This window comes from Streptomyces cahuitamycinicus (assembly GCF_002891435.1).
GTDB classification, from domain to species: Bacteria; Actinomycetota; Actinomycetes; order Streptomycetales; family Streptomycetaceae; genus Streptomyces; species Streptomyces cahuitamycinicus.
This window is the reverse complement of record NZ_POUC01000016.1, coordinates 1-21,066: the sequence shown is the minus strand read 5'-3', so window position 1 is coordinate 21,066 and position 21,066 is coordinate 1. Positions and strand designations below refer to the sequence as shown.

23 protein-coding genes are annotated in these 21,066 nt (G+C 69.0%); 13 read left to right on the top strand and 10 right to left on the bottom strand.

What is annotated here, in order from left to right; translation table 11 throughout:
* Positions 1–297 precede the first annotated feature (297 nt).
* The gene (locus tag C1J00_RS46380) at positions 298–1,062 is read left to right on the top strand and encodes a DUF7919 family protein (RefSeq protein ID WP_245936189.1); all 765 of its coding nucleotides are present in this window, start codon (positions 298–300) and stop codon (positions 1,060–1,062) included.
* Between the two features lie 111 nt (positions 1,063–1,173).
* Here the strand turns inward: C1J00_RS46380 and C1J00_RS47585 are convergent, their stop codons facing one another.
* Genes C1J00_RS47585 through C1J00_RS04115 form a run of 3 tightly spaced genes read right to left on the bottom strand, consistent with a single transcriptional unit; the run spans position 1,174 to position 3,169 of the window.
* Complete coding sequence (locus tag C1J00_RS47585; RefSeq protein WP_281262742.1) at positions 1,174–1,302, bottom strand: hypothetical protein; 129 nt, start codon at positions 1,300–1,302, stop codon at positions 1,174–1,176.
* A gap of 2 nt (positions 1,303–1,304) precedes the next feature.
* Positions 1,305–2,672: an APC family permease gene (locus tag C1J00_RS04120; protein WP_245936188.1), complete on the bottom strand. Its 1,368-nt coding sequence runs from the start codon at positions 2,670–2,672 to the stop codon at positions 1,305–1,307.
* Complete coding sequence (locus tag C1J00_RS04115; RefSeq protein ID WP_102907657.1) at positions 2,669–3,169, bottom strand: hypothetical protein; 501 nt, start codon at positions 3,167–3,169, stop codon at positions 2,669–2,671. The genes C1J00_RS04120 and C1J00_RS04115 overlap by 4 nt, the downstream gene beginning before the upstream one ends.
* Positions 3,170–3,276: 107 nt before the next feature.
* Here C1J00_RS04115 and C1J00_RS04110 point away from each other — a divergent pair, with 107 nt between their 5' ends.
* From C1J00_RS04110 to C1J00_RS04095, 4 genes are all read left to right on the top strand, one after another.
* Positions 3,277–4,266, top strand: a complete 990-nt coding sequence (locus C1J00_RS04110) for a helix-turn-helix transcriptional regulator (protein ID WP_102907656.1) — start codon at positions 3,277–3,279, stop codon at positions 4,264–4,266.
* A 665-nt stretch (positions 4,267–4,931) separates the two neighbouring features.
* Positions 4,932–5,375, top strand: coding sequence for a hypothetical protein (locus tag C1J00_RS04105; protein ID WP_245936187.1), 444 nt, complete (start codon positions 4,932–4,934; stop codon positions 5,373–5,375).
* Between the two features lie 213 nt (positions 5,376–5,588).
* Complete coding sequence (locus C1J00_RS04100; RefSeq protein WP_180989399.1) at positions 5,589–6,134, top strand: SMI1/KNR4 family protein; 546 nt, start codon at positions 5,589–5,591, stop codon at positions 6,132–6,134.
* Between the two features lie 13 nt (positions 6,135–6,147).
* A complete protein-coding gene (locus tag C1J00_RS04095; protein ID WP_219728319.1) occupies positions 6,148–6,468 on the top strand; it encodes a hypothetical protein in 321 nt (106 codons plus the stop codon).
* A 195-nt stretch (positions 6,469–6,663) separates the two neighbouring features.
* Here the strand turns inward: C1J00_RS04095 and yjfF are convergent, their stop codons facing one another.
* The 4 genes from yjfF to C1J00_RS04075 all read right to left on the bottom strand — a co-directional run bounded on the left by yjfF (position 6,664) and on the right by C1J00_RS04075 (position 11,421).
* Positions 6,664–7,695 (bottom strand): galactofuranose ABC transporter, permease protein YjfF, encoded by a 1,032-nt coding sequence (yjfF, locus tag C1J00_RS04090; RefSeq protein WP_102907654.1) that lies wholly within the window; start codon positions 7,693–7,695, stop codon positions 6,664–6,666.
* Positions 7,692–8,786, bottom strand: a complete 1,095-nt coding sequence (locus tag C1J00_RS04085) for an ABC transporter permease (RefSeq protein WP_102907653.1) — start codon at positions 8,784–8,786, stop codon at positions 7,692–7,694. Before C1J00_RS04085 ends, yjfF begins: the two co-directional genes overlap by 4 nt.
* Positions 8,783–10,321 carry a sugar ABC transporter ATP-binding protein gene (locus C1J00_RS04080; protein WP_102907652.1) on the bottom strand — a complete coding sequence of 513 codons (1,539 nt, stop codon included), beginning with the start codon at positions 10,319–10,321 and terminating at the stop codon, positions 8,783–8,785. Before C1J00_RS04080 ends, C1J00_RS04085 begins: the two co-directional genes overlap by 4 nt.
* 95 nt (positions 10,322–10,416) lie before the next feature.
* Positions 10,417–11,421, bottom strand: coding sequence for an ABC transporter substrate-binding protein (locus C1J00_RS04075; protein WP_102907651.1), 1,005 nt, complete (start codon positions 11,419–11,421; stop codon positions 10,417–10,419).
* 1,580 nt (positions 11,422–13,001) lie between these two features.
* Between C1J00_RS04075 and C1J00_RS04070 the strand changes: the two genes are divergently transcribed.
* Both C1J00_RS04070 and C1J00_RS04065 read left to right on the top strand, forming a co-directional pair.
* Positions 13,002–13,217 (top strand): hypothetical protein, encoded by a 216-nt coding sequence (locus C1J00_RS04070; protein WP_102907650.1) that lies wholly within the window; start codon positions 13,002–13,004, stop codon positions 13,215–13,217.
* A 107-nt stretch (positions 13,218–13,324) separates the two neighbouring features.
* Positions 13,325–13,852 (top strand): hypothetical protein, encoded by a 528-nt coding sequence (locus tag C1J00_RS04065; protein ID WP_180989398.1) that lies wholly within the window; start codon positions 13,325–13,327, stop codon positions 13,850–13,852.
* 19 nt (positions 13,853–13,871) lie between these two features.
* On the opposite strand, the gene C1J00_RS45020 is transcribed toward C1J00_RS04065, so the two are convergent.
* The 3 genes from C1J00_RS45020 to C1J00_RS04055 all read right to left on the bottom strand — a co-directional run bounded on the left by C1J00_RS45020 (position 13,872) and on the right by C1J00_RS04055 (position 15,655).
* Entirely contained in the window at positions 13,872–14,021 is a 150-nt protein-coding gene (locus tag C1J00_RS45020) for a hypothetical protein (protein ID WP_180989397.1), read from the bottom strand.
* A 24-nt stretch (positions 14,022–14,045) separates the two neighbouring features.
* Complete coding sequence (locus tag C1J00_RS04060; RefSeq protein WP_102907649.1) at positions 14,046–14,339, bottom strand: putative quinol monooxygenase; 294 nt, start codon at positions 14,337–14,339, stop codon at positions 14,046–14,048.
* A 323-nt stretch (positions 14,340–14,662) separates the two neighbouring features.
* On the bottom strand, positions 14,663–15,655 hold the full coding sequence (locus tag C1J00_RS04055) for a carbohydrate kinase family protein (RefSeq protein WP_102907648.1): 993 nt from the start codon (positions 15,653–15,655) through the stop codon (positions 14,663–14,665).
* Positions 15,656–15,919: 264 nt separating this feature from the next.
* On the opposite strand from C1J00_RS04055, the gene C1J00_RS04050 reads away from it, so the two are divergent.
* The 6 genes from C1J00_RS04050 to C1J00_RS04025 form a co-directional block, all read left to right on the top strand.
* A complete protein-coding gene (locus C1J00_RS04050) occupies positions 15,920–16,930 on the top strand; it encodes a sugar ABC transporter substrate-binding protein (RefSeq protein ID WP_102907647.1) in 1,011 nt (336 codons plus the stop codon).
* Between the two features lie 177 nt (positions 16,931–17,107).
* Positions 17,108–18,121: an ABC transporter permease gene (locus tag C1J00_RS04045; protein ID WP_102907646.1), complete on the top strand. Its 1,014-nt coding sequence runs from the start codon at positions 17,108–17,110 to the stop codon at positions 18,119–18,121.
* Positions 18,118–18,951, top strand: coding sequence for an ATP-binding cassette domain-containing protein (locus C1J00_RS04040; protein WP_102907645.1), 834 nt, complete (start codon positions 18,118–18,120; stop codon positions 18,949–18,951). The genes C1J00_RS04045 and C1J00_RS04040 overlap by 4 nt, the downstream gene beginning before the upstream one ends.
* Positions 18,952–19,030: 79 nt before the next feature.
* The gene (locus C1J00_RS04035) at positions 19,031–20,053 is read left to right on the top strand and encodes a LacI family DNA-binding transcriptional regulator (protein WP_102907644.1); all 1,023 of its coding nucleotides are present in this window, start codon (positions 19,031–19,033) and stop codon (positions 20,051–20,053) included.
* Positions 20,054–20,328: 275 nt separating this feature from the next.
* Positions 20,329–20,814: an FAD-dependent oxidoreductase gene (locus C1J00_RS46370; RefSeq protein WP_245936186.1), complete on the top strand. Its 486-nt coding sequence runs from the start codon at positions 20,329–20,331 to the stop codon at positions 20,812–20,814.
* A 47-nt stretch (positions 20,815–20,861) separates the two neighbouring features.
* Positions 20,862–21,066 (top strand): hypothetical protein (locus C1J00_RS04025; RefSeq protein ID WP_219728318.1); only part of this gene is annotated, 205 nt, incomplete at its 3' end.

Below are 21,066 nucleotides of genomic sequence, written 5' to 3'. Positions count from 1 at the left end.
CAAGGAAGTCATACTTCGTGTGCCGGGCGTCTCGGAACCGCTGTGGCGAGAGCATGACGCCAGTATGCGATCCCCCGTTCCTGACTTCCTACGCGAGAAAGAGTCGTGCCCCTTCCAAGCCCGATCAAGCGGGGAATCGCGGGGAACCTCGGTCACTCCCGGAGTCCGGTCATACGAACGGCCCCCGACCAACATCCCAGGTCAGGGGCTATTCTCACTGCTAAGGCAGCGGAGGCGGTGGGATTTGAACCCGCTGTGACATCGCAGCCACGACGGTTTTCCACACACGGCAAGGGCGTGGGTCCCGCCGCGGAGCGCATCCCGGGCGGCCGTCCGGACGGTCAGGCCGTCATCGCCGGCCATGGTTGGTACGTCCGAGGCACCGGCGACATGCAGATGCCCAGCGGAACCTGGGGATGCTTCTACGTGGAAGATGGCATCGGTCTTCGGCAGTCGGTTGGCCTCGCGATCGAGAAGGGAGAGCAGATCAAGCCCACAAAGATCGTCGGCCCTGGCAAGCCCGTCCCGAACTACACTGTGGCGCCGGGACCTTGCTCAGCGAGATCCTCAAACCCAACATGGGGCCGGTCCATCTGGCGATCTGCCGGAAGCACTGCGACCCGCGGCGCTGAGGAGCAGGAAATGACCTACTATCCCGACCTGTCCCCCTACTCCTACGACCAGTCGTCTCGCGACATGCTCAACGTGGGATGGCTATCACCGAAGCACGGGTACTCCAAGGGGCTCGTGGACGAGCGTGTGGTGGAGGCTCTGAAGGTCCTCTGCGCCGCCTATGAGAACCAGATGCGCGGCATCCATCACTGCGAGTTCTGTGACGCCGACAGACCTTTCGTCTTCGGTGGGCCGACCAGTAACACAAAGGTCCTGCTCGGTTCGGCAGAAATCCGTGTGGAAGGCGAAGACGGAACGTATTATGCCGCGCCGAACTTGATGCTTCACTACATGACGGAGCACGAATACTGCCCACCCGAGGATTTCTGTCAGGCAGCAGTGCGGGCTGCGGGGCTCGAAGCAGCTGAAGAACTGACCCTGGTGGAATAGGCGGGTACTGGTGTCGGCGTGAATCCTCGAACGGGCCAGGGCATGCCTGGCAGAGCAAAGCCTCCGATGGCACTCATGCGGTGTGCATCGCCGAGGAGACCGGGTTCGGGGTCATCGTCGTTGTGGGCCGGGTGGGCGGCCGGTGGGTTGGTAGTCGCGGCTGGGGTCGATGGTCAGGTCGCGGAGTAGTTCGCCGGTTGCGGCGTTGACGATCCGGACGTCCAGGTCGTTGACCAGCATGATCACGTGGGTTCGGGCGTGGGTTCGTCCGACGCCGATGTGGTGCAGGCGTCCGGCCAGGCGGAGGGTGACGCCGGATTGGTCGATGCGGAGCCTGTTGCACGGCGCCATCGCAGGTAGCACAGTGCGCTCGCTGTGATGGTCAGCGGCCAGAGCAGGTACCAGCCCGTCATGGCGAGGAGTGCCGCGACCGCGATAAGGGTGAGAAGTGCGGAGCGGTGGGGCAGGGCGCCACGGGGAAGGATGCGCAGGGCGGCGGCTGTGCCCAGGGCGTACACGGTCACGAACGAACCGGTGGTGAGCAGGACGAGTGGCTGCGGGCCGACGTCGGCGACCGTGGTGGCGGTGAGGGCGAGCCCCGACAGCCCCGACACGACTGCCAGGCTACGTCGTGGCACCTCGCCAACGCTGCTGCCCTGGCTGAACCAGGCGGGCAGCGCGCCGTCCCGGCCGAGTGCCGCGCCCAGTTTCGCCGCACCGGCGAAGTAGGCGTTCATGGTGCCGAGAGTGAGCAGCAGGGCGGCGGCCGCGGCCAGTGTGTGGACGGTTCCGCCGATGCCGATGGCGAGCAGTTCGGCCAGCGGGGCGTCTGCGGTGCCTGCGGCCGGGCCGAGCACGAGCACGCTGACGGCGGCGACGGCGAGGTAGAGCACGCCGACGACGGCGACCGCCAGGGCGGTGGCCCGGGGCAGGTCCCGCGCCGGGTGCCGGAAGTCGGCTGCCAGGTGGGTGATGGCCTCCCAGCCTGCGAAGCTCCACACCAGCAGTGCTGCGGCCGAGCCGACCGCGGGCCAACCGTGCGGCGCGAACGGATGCATGTTCCGCACATTGGCGTGCGGCAGTGCGGTGACGACGGCGGCCAGCAACAGCGCGACGAGAAGTACGGCGAGCGCGAGTTGCATACGACCGGTGACGGACAGACCGAAGCCGTTGGCCACCGCGACGAAGACCAGCAGCACCGCCGCCGTGACCACGACCGTGCGCTGGCCGCCGCCCACCGCGGTCGCGACGTACGCGCCGGCGAACATCCCCGCTGCCGGAGCGCCAGCGGGTACGGCGAAGTAGAAGCACCAGCCGATCACCGCTGCCGCCCGTGCGCCGAAGGCATGCCGGACGTAGGTGGAGACGCCGCCGCCATCCGGGTACCGGGCGCCAAGGGCGGCGAACGTGGCTGCCAGAGGCACTGACAGCAGGACCAGTCCGAGCCAGGCCAGCAGCGAGGCTGGCCCGGCAGCCTGGGCGGCCAGTGCGGGGAGGGCGATCACACCGGTGCCGAGGACCGCGCCGATGTACAGTCCGGCCCCCTGCCAGACGGTCAGTCTCCCGACCGGCGGTGCCGAGAGTTCCCGCGCGGCAGGCACGCCGGTCACGCGGAAGTCTCCCCGGTCCGCCGGAAGTCCATGGTCCAGTTGGTTTCCCAGCTCTGCCCGCCGTCGCTCGAGAACGCCTGCTCCCAGTGGGCCGATATTGACGTGATCTGCGACCAGATGAAGCGGCACAAGACGGGGGTGCCGTCGTGGGTGTCGTCGCCGTGGAACTCGCCGTGCCCGTCGTCGTGGAACTGACCGACGACGGGCGGCTGCAGCAACCCGGTTCGGCTGTTCACCCAGTTCAGTGACCACTGCGCCCGAACGGGGTCGAACAGGCGGAGCGTCAGGCCGCTGAAGTCCTTGGTCGGGAAGCTGATCTCGTCAAGGTTGGCGGCTCCGCCAAACAAAGTGCCGCTACACACTGCGATTCCCGGAAACTCGTCCCACTCGGGGCTGCCGGTCAGCGGCGCGACGAGCCGCCGGTTCGTCACATCCCAGGTGCCCACCAGAAAGTCGAAGTCGCCGATGCCGGGCTTGCGGGTTGATGGAGTGCTCATATACGCCTGTCCTTTGCAGTATCCGGTTCGCTGGGCATGCGCCCGGCCGGCAAGCTAATCCGGCTCCCCTGACACCTCCTGTCAGTGGAGTGCGGCAGACTTTCGTCGTGCGTGCGAGTCGACTGCTGTCCGTCCTGTTCCTGCTCCAGACCCGCGGCCGGATGACTGCCCAGCAGTTGGCCGACGAACTGGAGGTGTCCGTCCGCACGGTGTACCGGGACATGGAGTCGCTCGCCGCAGCCGGTGTTCCGCTCTACGGCGACCCCGGTCACGACGGTGGTTACCGGCTGGTCGATGGGTACCGCACCCGGCTGACCGGACTGACCCGCGAAGAGGCGCAGGCGCTCTCCCTGGCCGGACTGCCCGGACCGGCCGCGGACCTCGGGTTCGGCACCGTGCTCGCCACCGCCCAGCTCAAGCTGATGGCCGCGCTGCCCGACGAACTGCGCGACCGGACCGACGACATACGGCAGCGGTTCCACCTGGACACCTCTGGCTGGTACGCAGAAACCGACCCCATTCCGCACTTGGCCGCCGTGACCGACGCGGTGTGGCGGCAGCACCGCATCCGCGTCCGCTACCGGCGGTGGAAGGCCCCCCAGGAGGTGACCCGGACGCTGGAGCCCTACGGATTGGTGCTCAAGTCGGGCCGCTGGTACCTGGTCGCGGGCCGGCCCGAACCCGTCCGCACCTACCGTGTCTCCCAGATCCTCCGCATCCAGGTACTGCAGGACCACTTCGAGCGGCCCCCGGGCTTTGACCTGGCCGCGCACTGGCATTCCTATCTGGCCGGCTTCGACGCCCGCCGCCACCAGGGCGACGCCGTAGTACGGCTGACGCCACGGATCCTGAAACAGCTGCCCGACCTCATGGAACCGGCAGTGGCACGCGCCGCCCGGGACAGCGCCGGGCCACCGGGCCCCGACGGCCGCGTCCAGGTCGTCATCCCGACCGAGTCCGTCGAACACGCCGTCGGAATGCTGCTACGGCTCGGCGCGGAAGCCGAGGTCGTGGCGCCCACCGAATTGAGGGGACAGATGGCGGAGACGATCGCCGCCCTGGCCGACGCCTACCGGCACCCACCCACACCGGTATGACCCCGTCACGTCGACGATGCGTCAATCTGCCGCCCTCATAGCTGCCTGGCCGCCTCACGGTGACGTCATTTTCGTGAACATCCACTGCGCCGCCGACCGGTAGCTGCCTCCCGAACCGGTGGACAAACGTTGCCGTTCGAAGTGAACGAAGCCACCATGCGAAGCCTGGACGACGCAGTGCGTCGCATGGTGCTGACTTGCCAGGTCAGCACACGCGACCGGGCCGACACGACTCGGCAGGAGGCCGCTGGACCGTATAGTCCGGAGGTCTCGCCGGAGACCCGGGCGTGATCGCCCCCCCCTCTTCGAGGCGGGTGTTTCATCCGTCTTTGCGGATCATGTCCCCGCGCCGGTCCGCGATGGCTCGGTCTCGTCCGCTGGTCATGTGCTGGTAGATCAGTTGGGTCCGCCGTGATGAGGGGTGATCTCCCTCGGGTGGGGCGTGACATCGGGCGCACACGGGCCCGGAGTCGTTCCATATTGTGACCGAAGGGGAGAGAGTGAACTTACGGGATGCTCGGGTCGCGTCGTTTGCGGTGCCACTCGGGCTTGGCTTGTTGCTTGGTCTGATAGGGCCTACCGCTGAGCATTGGGGTGGTCGTCCGGGTGCGGCCGTGGGCGCCGTTTTCACAGGGGGGTGGCCATGGGCCTGTTACGCGTTTCTGGTGGGTTATTTCCGCCGGTCCAAAATCGAATCGGTCATCCTCGCGCCTCTGGGGCTGGCTATCGGTGTCGTGGCCTACTACCTGATCAAGGGAAACCTGGCCTCCCTGGGTGGACTGAATTTCTCGGGTGCGAGGTCATCCGGAATTGCCCTCTGGGGTGCGCTGGCATTCTTCTTTGGAGCACCCCTCGGGCTCCTGGGGAACCTCGCACAAGTACCGGGCATCGGCGGCCTGTTCTTCCGGCTGCTTGTTCCCCTGGTGGCTTTCTACGAGACTTCCATGCGCCTGGAGACGGAGTCGCGCGGGCCGAGTCAGATTGTTCTGGGTACCTGGACCACCGTTCGGTTCACTGCTGTTGCCGTTGCGATCGCCATGGTGGCCCACACGGTCCGGGGTTGGCGGAGGTCTCGCCGTATTCGCTCCGCCGGGATGGGCGCTGGCTAGCGTCTCGTAATCCTGTCATGTCAGTTCGAGCGGAGGCTTCGTCGTTGCTCCACGGTAAATCCCGTGCCAGTGCGGTGGGCGTCTCGCTAGCGTGAGCCCGTGGGCGAAGATATGTGGGCGGGAGTGCGGGAGCGGGTGCTTCGGCTTGCCGAACACTCCGGGGCAGACGCGATCTTCGGGGCACGGGGGCATGGCTTTCGCCTCGGTCCGGTCATGAGCGAAGAACAGATCCGAGCGCTGGAAGCGGACCTGGGCGGCAGTCTGCCGGCGCAGTATCGGAGTTTCCTGCTTCGCGTCGGAGGAGGGGGAGCCGGCCCCGACTACGGATTGATGACACCGACCGTTTGTAACGGTCGGTGGCAGTGGCTCGGCATCGGGCTTGCCTTCCCCGCACAGCCGACCACCGCCGAGTTCGCCGGACGCCCCTTCGTGGCCGAGGCGCTGCGAAGCGAGCTCACCGCGCTCGAGGCAGAGGAGCCCACGCCGAAGGCCTTCGCGACCGACGAGGAGTTCGGTCGCGCGTACGCGGCCTGGGACGCGCGTTACGAGGAGCTGTACGACGCGCAGGAGGCGGGGGCGGTGTTCCTCAGCGAGCAGGGATGCGGCTACGCGTCGCTGATGGTCATGACGGGCCCGCACCGAGGTGCCATCTGGGAGGATCTGAGGCCGATGGACCGAGGAATCGAGGCTACCGGGCATGACTTCGCGCACTGGTACCGACGGTGGCTCGAGCGCACCGAGCAACGGCTCGAGACCTGACGGGGTGAGGACGATGCAGTACTGCGAACGCCATGAAATGCACAACTGCGCCGACTGCGCTCCGCGCGCAGCTCACAGCAGCGCAGCCACCACCAGCGAATGGGACGGTTGGCCGGCAGTCTCGATCATCATCCACACCAGCGGCAAGGCCCACCTTCCGGGCTGCACGCACATCGACCCGGCCGACATCCAGCCACCCCGCTACGGCTGGGTGCTCGCCCCTTCACCCGGAGCATGGCGTCGTCTCACTCCCTCCAGCCCGCTCCGCGCTACCCAGGGCAACACCGAGCGGGCGGCTGTGAGCCGCTGCGAGAGCTGTGACGCGACGCAGTAGGGGGTCGCCGACCCGGCGTCGGCCCGCACTGCCCGTGGCGGGTCCTGCGGGAAGCCAAGGGAAAGCTGTGAACGGTTGCGCAGTGTGCGGCCCCTTCTTCCGTTGCCCCGTGTCTGCGGCTTTCCCTTGGCCCCGTGGTCGCCGCGCCGACGGCGTCGGCTCACTTGCCGCTGTCGCGGCTCTCAGCCATGCCCGTCAAGCCTTCCGGCGTGACGTCATGGTCCGCTGGATCAGGATGAAGGCGCACAGCAGCACACCCGTGGCGATCTTCGTCCACCAGGAGCTGAGCGTCCCCTCGAACGTGATGACGCTCTTGATCAGACCCAGCACCAGGACACCGAAGAGCGTGCCCAGCACATAGCCGGAACCGCCGGTCAGCAGGGTGCCGCCGATGACCACCGCGGCGATGGCGTCGAGCTCCATGCCGACGGCGTGCAGCGGGTCGCCCGACTGGATGTAGAGCATGAACAGCAGGCCCGCCAGGGCCGAACAGAAGCCGCTCACCGTGTACACGGCGATCTTCGTGCCGCCCAGCGGAAGGCCCATGAGCAGGGCCGACTGCTCGTTGCCGCCGATGGCGTACACCCGGCGTCCGAAGCGGGTGTAGTGGAGCACGTAGGCGGCGACGGCGAGGACGACCAGGGCCACGACGGCGCCGATCGACAGGTCCCCCACGCCCAGTGACACCCGCGTCTGGGCCAGGGTGCCCACCGAGGCGTCGTTGATGGAGATGGACTCCTTGCTGATGACCAGGCACAGCCCGCGGAAGAGGAAGAGCCCGGCGAGGGTGACGATGAAGGGCTGGATCTCGAAGTTGTGGATGACGTAGCCCATCAGGAAACCGCCGAAGGCGCCGACGGCCAGTGCGAGGGGCACGACCAGGAGCAGCGGCAGTCCCTGGCGCTCCACCAGCCACGCCGTGAACATGGTGGTGAAGCCGATCATCGAGCCCACGGACAGGTCGATGCCGCCCGACATGATGACGAAGGTGGCACCGATGGCGGCGACGAGCAGATAGCCGTTGTCGATGAACAGGTTGAGGAACACCTGGGGTTCGCCGAACCCGTAGTTCTGGTACCGGCTGAGGCCGGCGACGTACATGGCGATGAACAGGGCGGCCGTGACGAGGACGGGCAGGCGCCGGTCGCCGAGCAGGCGCGTGGCGCGGGCGCGGGAGGCGGTGCTGCCGCGCGGAGCCGCCTTGGGGGTCTGGGCGGTCGCGCTCATCGCGACACCTCCATCTTCGGGGCGGCGTCGGCCGCCGGAGCGGGCTCCACCGGGGCGGCGTCCCGGCGCGGGCCCTCGGGGCCCTTCGCGCCGAAGACCTTGGCCCGGAACTTCGGGGACTGCAGCAGGCAGACGACGATGACGACGGCGGCCTTGAAGACCAGGTTGGTCTGGGTCGGCACGCCGATGGTGTAGATCGTGGTGGTCAGGGTCTGGATGACGAGGGCGCCGACGACCGTGCCGCCGATGGAGAACCGGCCGCCGGCAAGCGAGGTGCCGCCGATCACCACGGCGAGGATGGCGTCGAGTTCGATCCACAGACCGGCGTTGTTGCCGTCGGCGGCCGAGGTGTTGGAGCTGATCATCAGGCCCGCGATGCCCGCGCACAGGGCGCAGAACATGTAGACCATGATCTTGATGCGGGTGGATCTGATGCCGACCAGGCGGCTGGCCTCGGCGTTGCCGCCGACCGATTCGACCAGCAGGCCGAGCGCCGTGCGGCGGGTCAGCGCCACGGTGACGGCCACCACCGCGGTCACCACGAAGACGGAGAAGGGCAGGGTCAGCCAGTAGCCGCCGCCGATCAGCTTGTACGGCTCGCTGTTGACGGTGATGATCTGGCCGTCGGTGATCAGCTGGGCGACACCTCGGCCCGCGACCATGATGATGAGGGTCGCGATGATGGGCTGGATCCCCATCCTGGCCACCAGGAAGCCGTTCCACAGACCGCAGACGACCGCGGCCACCAGCCCGATGCCCATCGCCAGGAACACCGCGGACAGGGTGTTCTGGTCGGTCTGGTCGCTGATGTACGAACAGGTCAGGGCGCCGGTGATGGCGACCACGGCACCGACGGAGAGGTCGATGCCGCCGGTGGCGATGACCAGGGTCATGCCGACCGCGACCAGGATCAGCGGTGAGCCGAACAGCACGATGGAGACGAGGCTGCCGTAGAGGTGGCCGTCCGTCATGTCGATCGAGAAGAAGCCGGGCGTGAAGGGGACGTTGACGAGCAGCAGGGCGATCAGGACGGCGACCGGCCAGAACAGGTGGTGATGCGTCAGTGCTCGCCAGCGGGAGGTGGTGGTCACTGGTGTTCTCCGCTCGCGATGGTCTCGAGGATCTTGCTGGTGGTGATCTCCGGCCCGTTGGTCAGCCGTGCCACCAGCCGGCGGTCGCGCAGCACTCCGATGGTGTGGCTGAGCCGGAGCACCTCCTCCAGTTCGGCCGCGATGTAGAGCACCGACATGCCGTCCTCGGAGAGGGACACCACCAGTTTCTGGATCTCCGTCTTGGCGCCGATGTCGATGCCGCGCGTCGGCTCGTCGAGAATCAGCAGCTTGGGCTGGGTGATCAGCCAGCGGGCGAGCAGTACCTTCTGCTGGTTGCCGCCGCTGAGCCGACCGACGCGGGCTTCCGGGTCGGCGGGGCGGATGTCCAGCGCCTTGATGTACGTGGCGACGAGTTCGTCGCGCTGGGAGGCCGGGATGGGCCGGGTCCAGCCGCGGGCCGCCTGGAGGGCGAGGATGATGTTCTCGCGCACCGTCAGGTCGGGGACCAGTCCCTCGCTCTTGCGGTTCTCCGAGCAGAACGCCACACCGGCGTCGATGGCGTCGTTCGGGGCGCTCATGGAGACCTGCTCGCCGCCGATGGTCACCTTGCCGCTGTCGGGCTGGTCGGCTCCGAACAGCAGCCGGGCGAGTTCGGTGCGGCCCGATCCCAGCAGGCCGGCGAGTCCGAGCACCTCGCCCTTGTTGATCTCCAGGTCGAAGGGGGCGATCCCGCCGGTGCGGCCGAGCCCCTCGGCCTTGACCAGGGTCTCGCCGACGTCGGAGCGCATCTGGTGCTCGTGCAGTTCCTCGAGCTGGTCCAGGGCCTTGCCGATCATCAGCTCGATCAGCCCGACCTGGTCGAGGTCGCGGACCAGGTGCTCGCCGACCAGGGTGCCGTTGCGCAGGACGGTCATCCGGTCGCAGACCTCGTAGATCTGGTCGAGGAAGTGCGACACGAACAGGATCGCGACGCCCTCGTCCCTCAACTGCCGCATCAGGCGGAACAGTTCGAGGACCTCGTCGCGGTCGAGGCTGGAGGTCGGCTCGTCGAGGACCAGCACCTTGGTGCCGAGTCCCGCGCCGTCCCCGTCCACGGTGCCCACCGACCGTACGATCGCGACCAGTTGCTGCACGGCCAGCGGGTACGAGGACAGCGGCGCGGCGACGTCGATGTCGAGTCCGAGCCGGTCGACCAGCTCCGCCGCCTCCTTGCGCATCCGCTTCCACTGGATGCGGCCGGCGCGGGTGGGTTCGCGTCCGATGAAGATGTTCTCCGCCACCGACAGGTTGGGACAGAGGTTGACCTCCTGGTAGACCGTGCTGATGCCGGCCTGCTGCGCCTGGAGCGGGCTGCCGAACCGTACGGACTCGCCGTCCAGGGTGATGGTGCCGCCGTCCAGGGAGTAGACGCCCGTCAGCACCTTGATGAGGGTGGACTTCCCCGCACCGTTCTCGCCCATCAAGGCGTGGATCTCGCCGGGGAAGAGCCGGAAGTCGACGCCCGACAGAGCCCGTACCCCCGGAAACTCTTTGACTATGCCCGTCATCTCCAGGACGGGCCGCGGCTCTGCCATGGCAGCGCTCCTCGTGAATGGTCCAGGTCCGCGGGGAGCCTCCCGGCCGAGGGATGTCGGCCCGGCCGGAGGCTCCCGCCGGTGGGGACGGTCGGTCAGTACTTGCGGGTGGGGAGCGCGTCCTTGGCCTGGTCCTGCATGAAGTCGCTCTCCTTGGTCTTGATCCAGCGTTCGACCGTCTCGCCGTCCTTGACCTTCTTCACGACCTCCATCAGCTGCGGGCCGAGCAGCGGGTTGCACTCGACGATGGCGTTGATCTTGCCTTCGGACATGGCGACGAAGCCGTCCTTCACGCCGTCGATGGAGACGATGAGGATGTCCTTGCCGGGCTTCTTGCCGGCCGCCTCGATGGACTGGATGGCGCCGATGGCCATGTCGTCGTTGTGCGCGAAGAGCACGTTGATGTCCGGGTTGGACTGGAGGAAGGCCGCCATGACCTGCTTGCCGCCGGCCCGGGTGAAGTCACCGGTCTGGCTGACGACGACCTTCCAGTCGTCCGCGTGGTCCGCCTCCATGACCTCCTTGAAGCCCTTGGCGCGCTCGATCGCGGGGGCGGCGCCGGTGGTGCCCTCCAGCTGGGCGATCTTCACGGCGCCCTTGTGGCCCGCCTTCTCCAGGACCTTCTCCAGGATCTTGGCGGCGCGGCGGCCCTCGTCCGTGAAGTCGGAGCCCACCAGGGTCACGTACAGGGAGTCGTCGGAGGTCTCGACGGAGCGGTCGGTGAGGACCACCGGGATCTTCGCGGCCTTGGCCTCCTTGAGCACCGCGTCCCAGCCGGTGACGACCACCGGCGAGAAGGCGATGACGTCGACCTTCTGCGCGATGTAGTTGCGGATCGCGGAGATCTGGTTCTCCTGCTTCTGCTGGGCGTCGGAGAACTTGAGGGTGTAACCCGCCTCCTTGGCGGCCGACTTCACCGAGTCGCTGTTGGCGGTGCGCCAGCCGCTTTCCGAGCCGACCTGGGAGAAGCCGAGGGTGATCGCCTTGCTGCCGCTGCCGGCGGAGGCGGAAGAGGCGCCGTCCTCCTTGGCGCAGGCCGCGAGTCCGGTCGCAGCCGCCACACCGACCGCGGCGGTGAGGAAGTTTCTTCTGCTGAGCATGCTTGATCTCCTTCGTTGAGCCGGCCCGGGGATGGGACTCGGTTGCTGCGGCTTCTGACGTTCCGTCGGAAACCAGGAAAGTGATGCCGGTTCTGCGGGTCGACCAACGTTCGAAATATTGAACATGCGTGGCGCGTGCCGTCAGAGGGTGGCCAGGGTGGAGTGCGGCTGGGAACAACCGGACACAGAGGGCGGGGAGCCGGCGAGGCGCTCGGCACCGGAGGAGCAGATCGGCGGGCAGGGCGGGATCAGGGTCGGGGTCGGCGAAGTGGTCGTGGCGCTGATGCCGCCCGGCCGACGCGGGCGATGGGTCCGGGCTCGATGACGACCGGAAGTGCTCCGGTCGGGCCGCTCCCTCGTTCCACTCCTCGACGGCTCCAGGAGCAGGGCGCGGCTTCACTCCGCCACTGCGAAGAGGCCCTGGCGGACCCGGCTCAGCAGAGGTGCCGAGAACTCCGGCTCCGGGGCGCGAACCCGGACCCGGCGGCGTCGCAGGGAGTACGGGCGCTCACTTCGCCCGGCTTTCGCAAGGAGAAGCGCGGTCTAATCGTTGGCCGCAACCTGCCAGGGAGGTGCTGCTGCGCGCCGGATATGCCACGACCGTACCTCCCTCAAGTGTGTCAGTGATGAGGAGGTCATATGAGCGCCCACCATCCCCCCTGGTCAAGAGGTTGCGCGAGAAGCAGGCCATCACGTTTGGGTAACACGGGGCAGCGGGCGAAGCGGACTGCCCGCCTGCCACCCGGCGCGAAAGCGCCTTCTTCGGCAGAGATATTGACGCGCGGCAGACATGCCCATACTTTCGATCGCTGAACGAAGTATCGAACTTCGTACGACATCCCGGACGATCGACCCCGCTGACGGTTCCTCCTCGCGCGCTGTCCGGGTCGGAGCCACGAAACGAGGGCACCGTCATGACGGCGACAGGTCCGGCAGCGCCGCGATCCGTGCGACCCGTCCTTGCCCGCTACCGCCCACGGGTCGGGATCGCGAATCCCGGACGCCTCGCGGCCGGACCACGGCACGGCTCGGCTTGGGGCGGCGCCCCCTCATCGCACGGTGCGCACCTGAGGAGCTGGGCATCGGGCGCAGGCCGGGCCGCCACCCGCCTGGCCGGGGGCCAATAGGCGGCCCGGGTCGCGGCCGACTTCGGGTACGCCGACCAATCGCATCTCCACTGGGACATCGTGGCGTTCACCGGTGTGACCCCCGTGACCGTGGCCGGCCAGTCGCTCGTCGCGACGGCCGACATGGCGTGGGTGGACCATCGTGCCGCGCCTCGCGGCACGATGGGGTCATGCCCCGGCCGCCCGTTCCGACGGGCCGCACCGGCCACCGCTGACAACCGGCGGAGACACCCGGTGGACGACTGCCCGGGCGGAGTACCTGATCACTCGCCCCGAAGCAGCTGCGGCCGGAGCCGCTCCGTCGATCATTTCGGCCGACTCCAGGTCACGTTGCGTGATGGCCGGGCCTGGGGGGAAGGATGCACCTGCGCAGTCATCGGGACGATCACGACCTGACCGGACCCGTACCGGCAGCGCACCCATAGCGCACACATGACACATAGGGGGACTCTGGTGATCGAGCTGGGCATCCTGTTCGGCCTGTTCTTGTTGACGGCGCTGGCTTTGATCTGCGTGCTCCTGCGACGACAGAACAGCAGGACGGAAAACGCCGACGGACTCCTCATCGAGCAAACTCGGCGGATACAGGCGCAGAACGATCGAGTGACCTACGGAAGGGGGATGGGGAACGACTACTTGCCGACCACACGCGATCCCTACCGTCCCTGAGGGTCCTGGTGGTTGTCACTGCTGGGTCATCTCCCGGCGGCGCGGCCGGCGTGATGGTGCCGCGGGGTGGGCGTGTGCCGGCTCCACCCCGACTGGAGGTCACCTGAGTGGTTCACGCACGAATACTCGCCGCTGTGCCGTCGGCTCTGGTGGCTCTCGCCCTGTCCGGTTGCTCGTCCCTGTGGGCCTGCACCGACACGACGGCGGAGCGCGGTGAGGCCGGTGTCAGGGTGCGGGTCGAGGACACGTCCGGGCGGCCTCTCGGCGTCACCGCCGAGGTCGTCGACTGGCGGCTTGAGCCCCACCCGCAGCTGCCCGCCGAAGGTGACCGGGTCTACTTCCACTACCGCTTCGACGGCGCCGACGACACATCCGGCCCCGCGGTGGACGCCTGCGCGGTCGATGAGGAGCGCGTGGCGTTGGGGTGTCAGACGGTCCATTCGTCCGAGGCGTTCGGGCCGGGCGGTGACCACTCGGGCGAGGAGTGGCTCGCCGTCGAGCGCCCTGAGCGGGTTGCCGGAGTGCTGTTGATCCCCAATGACCAGGCCTACGACAGACGAACCTGCGAGCAGGACAGCAAGGACGGCGGCGGGCGGCATCCTCCGGAACCGGCCGGCGTGGGGGACCGACTGTAGGCGTCATCTCAGCCGGTGCTCAGGGGGATGATCCTCGCCGGCGGGTGACGGACGGGGCGATCGGATCGTCCACGGCAGGCAGTACGCGGGAGACGGCCAGCATGACCGAACCCGAGATGATCGCCGTCTCCCGCCGGCCCGGCGGCTCTTCCAGGCGGAGGTCGTGCACGACCGGCCTGGTGCCGAACGCGCTTCAGACCAGGGGGTCGAGGAACGTCAGGACGGAGGCGTCCTCCTCGATCAGCGGCATGAGTGCCGCGTTGAACGGGGCGCCGTACGGGGCCTTCAGGTGGGCCTGGAAGGCGTCCTCGTCCCGGTAGACCTCGAAGATCCAGTAGGCGCGAGGGGCGGCCGTCTTGGTGTAGACGTCGAAGGCCAGGTTGCCTTCCTCTTCGCGCACCTTCAGGGCGTAGTCCCGGATCAGGCGGGTGACCTCGTCCTCCGCTCCCTCGCGGGCGGTGAATTCGGCGAGCAGGGTTTTCGTCATGGTCTTCCGTCCTTGTCGGTCGGGTGAGCGGGTTCTGGTGGGACGAGCGGATTCTGGTGGGGTGCTCGGGTTCCGGTCGGACCAGCGGGCTCGGGTCGGATCAGCGGGCTCGGGTCGGATCAGCGGGCTCGGGTCGGATCAGCGGGCTCGGGTCGGATCAGCGGGCTCCGGCGGATCACGGGGTCCCGTGGGATTCAGCGGGCTCCGGCGGATCACGGGCTTCCGTGAGATTCAGCGGACTCCGGCGGATCAGCAGGCTTCCGTGGCCTTCAGCACCCGGTGGCCTTCAGCAGGCTCCCTGGACTCCAGCAGGTCCCGTCGGATCAGCGGGTGGAGTCGAGGTGCCGGACGGCGGACGCGTCCGTCGTGAGGGGCAGTGGCGACAGCCGGTCCTGCCAGGGCGGGTTGGGTCCGGCCACCGAGCAGGTCAGGGCGGCGACCTGCACGGCGAACAGGCAGGCCGCCTCGACATCGGCGAGACGCAGGTCCGTCAGCCTGCCGCCGAGGAGCCCCTGGGTGCCGAGGTGGTGCAGCAGGCCTGCGGTGAAGGAGTCCCCCGCGCCGACCGTGTCGACGACCGGTGTCGCCACCGCGGGCACGTGGACCCGCTGCCCGTCGAGTGAGGCCAGGGCGCCGTCGGCGCCCCGCGTGATCACGACGAGCCGCGCCCCCGCCGCATGCCAGGTGTCGCACGCCTGCTCGGGCGGTGTCCCGGGCAGGAGGAGCTCCAGGTCGTCCTCGCTCAGCCGCAGGACGTCCGCGAGGCCGCACCAGTGCGCCAGCCGGGCGCGGTAGACCTCGGGGCGTACCAGGAGCGGGCGGACGTTGGGGTCGATGCTGATCGTGGCCCCGGGGGCGGCCACCGCCAGGAACTCCTCCACCACCGCCGCCCCGGGTTCCTTGACCAGGGCCAGCGACCCGGTGTGCACACAGGCGGTGCCGGCCAGGTCGACCCCGGCCAGTTCCGCGCCGGTCCACTGCCAGTCGGCGGTCGCCTGGGCGTGGAAGGAGAACGCGGCCTGCCCCCGGGCGTCCAGTTCGGCCACGGCGAGCGTGCTGGGCTCGGGGGCCTCGACGGCGTACGAGAGGTCCACGCCGGATTCCGCGAGGTGAGCCCGGAAGAGGCGGCCGAACACGTCGCCGGACAGCCGGGCGAGGAAGCGGGCCGGAGTGCCGAGCCTGGCCAGGGAGACCGCCGTGTTGGCGGGTCCGCCGCCTGGCAGCACGCGCAGAGCGAGTTCGTTCCGGGCGCGTGCGGGTTCGGTGAACGCGTCGGCGACGCATTCTCCGAGGACGGTGATCTGGCGCGGGTTCATGGGCTGCTCTTCTCTGGGAACGCGCGGAGCGGAAAGCGGATCGCGATCGGGCATGACCCGGGCATGCCGACGAAGGACTTCGGGGCGGGACGGCCACCGAGGGGCGTTGCCGATTTGTGACGAGTGCAAGGCATTGACGTTGCCGGGGAACGGAGTCCATCATCCTCGCCAAGCAGTGTCAACGATGACATCGGTCAACGTTGACATCGCGGGACGGCAGGCCCCGCTGCCGACCACCCGCCCGACATCCCGCAGGAGTCGTTCATGTCACGCACCTCTCGTCTGCCCTCCTCCTTGCTCAGAGCCGCCGCGTGCACGGGTGTCGCAGCGCTCGCCCTGACCGCCTGTGGATCGGGATCGGGCAGCACCAGCACCGGCTCGGGCGAGGTCAAGGTCGGCCTCATCACCAAGACCGACACCAACCCCTTCTTCGTCAAGATGAAGGAGGGCGCGGAGAAGACCGCGAAGGCCGAGGGCGTCAAGCTCATGACGGCGGCCGGCAAGTTCGACGGTGACAACGCCGGTCAGGTCACCGCCATCGAGAACATGGTCGCCTCCGGTGTGAAGGGCATCCTGATCACCCCCAGCGACTCCAAGGCGATCGTGCCCGCGATCGAGAAGGCCAAGGCCAAGGGTGTGCTGGTCATCGCCCTGGACACTCCGACCGAGCCGCAGAGCGCGGTCGACGCCCTCTTCGCCACGGACAACCTCAAGGCCGGCGAGCTGATCGGCGAGTACGCCAAGGCCGCGATGAAGGGCAAGACCGCGAAGATAGCCGCCCTCGACCTCGCGCCGGGCGTCTCCGTCGGCGTTCAGCGGCACAACGGCTTCCTGAAGGGCTTCGGCGTCACCGACAAGGACGTCGCCTGTGCTCAGGACACCGGCGGCGACCAGTCCAAGGGCCAGACCGCGATGGAGAACTGCCTCCAGAAGGAACCCGGCATCAACGTCGTCTACACCATCAACGAGCCCGCCGCGCTGGGCGCGTACACGGCGCTGAAGGCCAAGGGCCGGGAGAAGGACGTCCTGATCGTCTCCGTCGACGGCGGCTGCACCGGCACCCGGGCCGTCAAGGACGGCAAGATCGCCGCGACTTCGCAGCAGTACCCGCTGAAGATGGCCGCCGAGGGCGTCAAGGCCGTCGTGACGTACGCCAAGGACGGAAAGAAGGTGTCGGGTTACACCGACACCGGCGTCACCCTGGTCACCGACAAGGCGCAGGACGGGGTCGCTTCCAAGGACACCGCCTTCGGCCTGGAGAACTGCTGGGGCTGAGCCGCCGCCCCCCGGCCGCCTCGCGGCTGCCGCCGTTCGACACCCCTGAAGCGGGGCGGCCGGACCCACCGCCGGGCCGGGCCGACCCGCCGCCCCGGCCCGGGACGGCCGCCCCCTCGTCCTCCTGCCGCCCGACAAGGCCGGACAAGGACTTCTGCCTTCCGACAAGGACCTCGCATGACTGCCACGTCCACGCCACCCTCCACGTCAAAGCCGTACGCGGAGCTGAAAGCGCCGACCACGGTCCGCAGACTGCTCACGCAACCGACCACGGGCCCGCTGGTCGCCCTGCTTCTGGCCTGTGCCTTCTTCTCCGTCTCGACCGACCAGTTCCTCACGGGCGGGAACTTCTCGCTCATCGTGCAGCAGGTCATGGTGGTCGGCACCCTCGCCATCGGCCAGACCCTGATCATCCTCACCGCGGGCATCGACCTGTCCTGCGGTGCCGTGATGGCGTTCGGCAGCATCGTGATCGCCAAGATGGCCGCCGAGGGCTCCCTGCCGCCGCTCGCCGCCATCGCGCTGGGCCTGGCGGTCTGCGGCGGCTTCGGTCTGCTCAACGGGGCGCTGGTGCAGAAGATCCCGCTGCCACCGTTCATCGTCACCCTGGGCATGCTCAACGTGGCGTTCGCGCTGACCCACATCTACTCCGAGGAGCAGACGGTCACCAACCTGCCCGGCCCGCTGACGGCCCTCGGGCAGACCTTCCCGCTCGGCAAGACCGACATCACGTACGGCTCGCTGGTCACCATCGGCCTGTTCCTCCTCCTCGCCTACGCGTTGAGCAGCACCAGCTGGGGCCGGCACGTCTACGCCCTGGGCAACAGCCCGGAAGCGGCACGGCTGAACGGCATCCGCACCTCCCGGCTGACCATCGGCGTCTACACCGCGGCCGGCGTCCTCTACGGCATCGCCGCCCTGCTGCTCATCTCCCGCACGGGAGTCGGTGACCCGCAGGCCGGGCAGACCGACAACCTCGACAGCATCACCGCCGTGGTGCTCGGCGGCACCAGCCTCTTCGGCGGACGCGGGTCGGTCCTGGGCACGTTCATCGGCGTCCTGATCGTCGGTGTGTTCCGCAACGGCCTGCAGCTGATGGGCGTCGCGTCGATCTACCAGACCCTGATCACCGGTGTCCTGGTGATCCTCGCGGTGACCGTCGACCAGATCTCCCGGAGGAAGGCCCGATGACCACCACCACCGAGACCCCCGTTCTGCAGGCGCGCGGTCTGGTCAAGCGCTACGGCCAGGTCACCGCCATCGACGGCGCCGACTTCGACCTGCTGCCCGGCGAGGTCCTCGCCGTCATCGGCGACAACGGCGCCGGCAAGACAAGCCTCATCAAGGCCCTCACGGGTGCGGTGGTGCCGGACGAGGGCGAGATACGCCTGGGCGGCAAGCCGATCCAGTTCTCCGGCCCGCAGAGCGCACGCGCCCACGGCATCGAGACGGTCTATCAGGACCTCGCCGTGGCGGCCTCCATGGACATCGCCTCGAACATGTTCCTCGGCCGCGAGCTGCGCCGCCCGGGCATCCTCGGCAGCGCCTTCCGCATGCTCGACAAGAAGCGCATGCGTCAGGAGGCCGCCGAGCACATGGCCGACCTGAAGATCGGTCTGCGCTCCCTGACCCAGTCGGTCGAGACGCTCTCCGGCGGACAGCGGCAGGCCGTCGCGGTCGCCCGCGCCGTCGCCTGGGCCCGCAGCGTCGTCGTCATGGACGAACCCACCGCCGCCCTCGGCGTCAAGGAGTCCGGCCAGGTCCTCGACCTCATCCGCCGCGTCCGCGACAAGGGCATGCCGGTCGTCCTGATCAGCCACAACATGCCGCACGTCTTCGAGATCGCCGACCGGATCCACGTCCACCGGCTGGGCCGGCGCGCCGCCGTGATCAAGCCGTCCGACTACTCCATGGCGGAGGTCGTCGCCATCATGACCGGCGCGCTCACCGTCGACGAGGCTGGAGATACTGTCGTAGCGGATTCCGAGGCCGCGAAGGCCGCCGGAGTACAGGCCACCTGACAGCGCAAACCCCGCTCTCGCATGTTCCGGCCGAGGCCGCGGCCCGGAACCCGGGAGCACTCAGGAGACGGTTTCCTCCATGGCAGCGAGCCGCCGCCCCACCCTGGCCGATGTCGCCAAAGAAGTAGGCGTCAGCGCCAAGACGGTCTCCCGAGTCCTCAACGAGGACGGGCCCGTATCGGCGCGGACACGGGAACACGTACTCGCCGCGGTGGCCAAGTTGGGCTTCCAGCCGAACCTCATGGCCCGCAACATCCGCGTCGGCGGTCCGGACACGACCATAGGGCTGGTCGTCCCCGACCTGGCCAACCCCTTCTTCGGAGCGGTGGCCCGCGGCATCGAGGAAACGGTCCGGGACCGCGGACTGACCCTGCTCATGGGCTCGTCCGCCGACGACCCGGAGCGCGAGCGCGCCCTGACGGCCCAGTTCCTCGCCCGGCGCGTCAGCATCCTGATCGTCGTACCGTCCGTCGGCGCCGACCACTCCGACCTCAAGTCGCACCGTACGGCGGGGCTGCCCATCCTCTTCCTCGACCGGCCGGGCGTCGGCCTGTCCACGGACAGCATCGTCAGCTCCAACCGCGCCGGGGCGCACGAGGGCGTGGCCCACCTCATCGCCCACGGGCACCGCCGCATCGGCTTCGTCGGCGACCTGCCGGTCAAGCTGTACACCCGTCGTGAGCGCCTCGCCGGATACCGGGCGGCCCTGCACGAGGCCGGCCTCCCCTACGACCGCTCGCTGGTCGCCAGTGCGCACGACCAGCGGGGGGCCGAGGCCGCGACCTCCCGGCTGCTCGACCTGGCCGATCCCCCCACGGCCCTGTTCGCCGGGAACAACATCATGGCGCTCGGCATCGTCGCCGAACTCGCCCGCAGCAAACGCAAGGAGGTGGCCGTCGTGGCCTTCGACGACGTGTCCCTCGCCGAAGCCCTGGAACCGGCCCTGACCGTCGTCGCCCAGGACCCCGAGGAAGTCGGCCGCAGGGCCGCGGCCACCTCCCTGGCCCGACTCGACGGCGACCGCTCCCGGGCACGCACCATCACCGTTCCCACCCGCCTGATCGTCCGCGGCTCGGGGGAACAACCCGCGCCCAAGCCGTAGGCGGCTCGCCGGTCACCATCTCCGGGGCAGTGACAGTCGCGAACGGTCCGACGCGGCCACGTCGGCCGGGAAGGCACGCCCGTGCTTGCGGTAGCCGACGACGGCACCACGCCAGGCGGCGGTTCGCCGCTTGATGAGATCGTGGGTGATCAGTCTGCGTGACGAGGCCTGCCTGACGAGCACCGTCCAGGCGACGGTCAGCCTCTCCGGCTGCGAGACCGGGCCGACGACAGCGACATGCCCCGCGGCTCCCGGTGTGGGTGCGGCGGTACGGGGTGAGGACCGGCGGGATCGTCAGGGGCAGTGAGAAGGGTTCCACGGGGGCGGCCGCCGTGCCCGCCGGGGCGGCCTTCACCGCCGCCGCTCCCTGGCCGGCGGCGGTGAGCGTCCGGATCGAGGACGCGATGGACCTGGCGGCCTGCCTCGCCGACGCGCCGGCCGGGGCGATCGCGGACCGCCTGGCCCGCTACGAGTCGCTGCGCATCCCCCGCACGGCGGAGGTCCAGCGCGGCTCCCGCGGCAACGCGGGCATCCTGCACCTCCCGAACGGCCCCGCCCAGCGCCGCAGGGACGCGCAGGGGCGGTGCACGCGGCCCTGCGCGACCGCGCGGCGCTCTACGCGCACGAGACGGGCCGCAGCGTGGTCCCGGCTTGATCCGCCGCCGGTATGTGGGTCGCCCACCACAGCTGAGATCATCCCGCACGCCGACTCACAGGACTGGAACGGCGCGGCAGGCCCGGACATCCAGGGCGGTATCTGAGTACGCGTGCTCATGACGGCCCCGTACCGGCCCTCGATCCTGGACGTATGAGGAATCGGGGAATCGTGGCGGCCGGGGCCGCGCTCGTCGGTGGTGTGCCGGTGGCCGCCTGGGGGCTGATGGGGCAGCAGAACCACGACGGGCTGCCGGCCAGTGAGCTCGACTACGCGTTTCAGCCGTGGGACATCGGGGACGGCGTGGCCGCGGTCGCCGGGGGGCTCGCGCTGGTGCTGGCGGCGGCCGGGGCGGCGG

Coding starts and splice junctions, on each gene's coding strand:
- C1J00_RS04115 (WP_102907657.1), bottom strand. CDS start 3,169: ATGAGCACTCCATCAACCCGCAAGCCCGGCATCGGCGACTTCGACTTT.
- C1J00_RS04040 (WP_102907645.1), top strand. CDS start 18,118: ATGACCACCACCACCGAGACCCCCGTTCTGCAGGCGCGCGGTCTGGTC.
- C1J00_RS04075 (WP_102907651.1), bottom strand. CDS start 11,421: ATGCTCAGCAGAAGAAACTTCCTCACCGCCGCGGTCGGTGTGGCGGCT.
- yjfF (WP_102907654.1), bottom strand. CDS start 7,695: ATGAGCGCGACCGCCCAGACCCCCAAGGCGGCTCCGCGCGGCAGCACC.
- C1J00_RS04060 (WP_102907649.1), bottom strand. CDS start 14,339: ATGACGAAAACCCTGCTCGCCGAATTCACCGCCCGCGAGGGAGCGGAG.
- C1J00_RS04055 (WP_102907648.1), bottom strand. CDS start 15,655: ATGAACCCGCGCCAGATCACCGTCCTCGGAGAATGCGTCGCCGACGCG.
- C1J00_RS04045 (WP_102907646.1), top strand. CDS start 17,108: ATGACTGCCACGTCCACGCCACCCTCCACGTCAAAGCCGTACGCGGAG.
- C1J00_RS04050 (WP_102907647.1), top strand. CDS start 15,920: ATGTCACGCACCTCTCGTCTGCCCTCCTCCTTGCTCAGAGCCGCCGCG.
- C1J00_RS47585 (WP_281262742.1), bottom strand. CDS start 1,302: ATGCTGGTCAACGACCTGGACGTCCGGATCGTCAACGCCGCAACCGGC.
- C1J00_RS04095 (WP_219728319.1), top strand. CDS start 6,148: ATGCAGTACTGCGAACGCCATGAAATGCACAACTGCGCCGACTGCGCT.
- C1J00_RS04080 (WP_102907652.1), bottom strand. CDS start 10,321: ATGGCAGAGCCGCGGCCCGTCCTGGAGATGACGGGCATAGTCAAAGAG.
- C1J00_RS04035 (WP_102907644.1), top strand. CDS start 19,031: ATGGCAGCGAGCCGCCGCCCCACCCTGGCCGATGTCGCCAAAGAAGTA.
- C1J00_RS04100 (WP_180989399.1), top strand. CDS start 5,589: ATGAGCGAAGAACAGATCCGAGCGCTGGAAGCGGACCTGGGCGGCAGT.